Below are 1,805 nucleotides of genomic sequence, written 5' to 3' on the forward strand. Positions count from 1 at the left end.
GCTGCGCCAGCCAACGTTCCGACTGCGCCTGTTGCCGAGTTGGCTACCGTATCAACGATGCCGCCGAGACTGCCGAGACCACCGGTCGCGCCGCCGCCGACACTACCCGCTGCGCCGGCCAACGTTCCGACTGCACTTGTTGCCGAGTTGCCAACCGCGCCTACGACGCCGCCGACACCGCCCACTGCGCCGGCCAGCGTTCCGGCTGCACCTGTTGCCGAGTTGGCTACCGTGCCGACGATGCCGCCAAGACCGCCGGTCGCGCCGCCAGCACCGCCCACTGCGCCGGCCAGGGTTCCGACTGCACCGGTGGCCGTGTTGGCTACCGTGCCCACGATGCCGCCGAGACCGCCGGCCGCGCCGCCAGCACCGCCCACTGCGCCGGCCAGGGTTCCGACTGCACCGGTGGCCGTGTTACCCACCGTGCCAACGATGCCCCCGAGACTGCCGGTCGCACCGCCGACACCACCCGCTGCGCCAGCCAACGTCCCGACTGCACCGGTTGCCGAGTTGGCTATCGTGCCGACAACACCGCCGAGGCCACCAGTTCCGCCACCAACACCACCCAGCGCGCCAGTCAGCGTTCCGACTGCACCCGTCGCCGTGTTCGCTACCGTGCCGACAACGCCGCCGAGGCCGCCAGTCCCGCCGCCAGCACCACCCAGTGCGCCGGTCAGCGTTCCGACTGCACCCGTGGCCGTGTTCGCTACCGTGCCGACAACGCCGCCGAGGCCGCCAGTCCCGCCACCACCGATGCCACCCAGTGCGCCGGTTACCGTACCGACTACACCACCAAGCCCACCAGTCGGATCGCCCACTCCACCCAAGGCACCCGTCACCGTACCGACCGCGCCGCTTGCCGCGTTGCCCACCGTTCCAACGACACCACCGAGACCACCGGTCCCGCCGCCAACACCGCCCAGCGCGCCAGTCAGTGTTCCGACTGCACCCGTCGCCGTATTCGCTACCGTGCCGACAACGCCGCCAAGGCCGCCGGTCCCGCCGCCACCGATGCCACCCAGTGCGCCGGTTACCGTACCGACCACACCACCAAGCCCGCCGGTCGGATCGCCGACCCCACCCAACGCACCCGTCACCGTACCGACTGCACCGCTTGCCGCGTTGCCCACCGTTCCAACGACGCCGCCGAGGCCACCGGTCCCACCGCCGACACCACCCAGCGCGCCAGTCAGCGTTCCGACTGCACCCGTCGCCGTGTTCGCTACCGTGCCGACGACGCCACCGAGGCCGCCAGTCCCGCCACCACCGATGCCACCCAGTGCGCCGGTTACCGTGCCGACCACACCACCAAGCCCACCAGTCGGATCGCCCACTCCACCCAAGGCACCCGTCACCGTACCGACCGCGCCGCTTGCCGCGTTGCCCACCGTTCCAACGACGCCACCGAGACCACCGGTCCCGCCACCAACACCGCCCAGTGCGCCAGTCAGCGTTCCGACTGCACCCGTGGCCGTATTCGCTACCGTGCCGACAACGCCGCCAAGGCCGCCGGTCCCGCCGCCACCGATGCCACCCAGTGCGCCGGTTACCGTGCCAACCACGCCACCAAGCCCACCGGTCGGATCGCCGACCCCACCCAAGGCACCCGTCACCGTACCGACCGCGCCGCTTGCCGCGTTGCCCACCGTTCCAACGACACCACCGAGACCACCGGTCCCGCCGCCAACACCGCCCAGCGCGCCAGTCAGTGTTCCGACTGCACCCGTCGCCGTATTCGCTACCGTGCCGACAACGCCGCCAAGGCCGCCGGTCCCGCCGCCACCGATGCCACCCAGTGCGCCGGT

General features: G+C 71.6%; 1 pseudogene. It reads right to left on the bottom strand.

What is annotated here, in order from left to right:
• Positions 1 to 1,805, bottom strand: a pseudogene (locus WS89_RS34965) (beta strand repeat-containing protein); the annotation flags it as partial.

It is taken from the genome of Burkholderia sp. MSMB1072 (genome assembly GCF_001524725.1).
GTDB lineage: Bacteria > Pseudomonadota > Gammaproteobacteria > Burkholderiales > Burkholderiaceae > Burkholderia.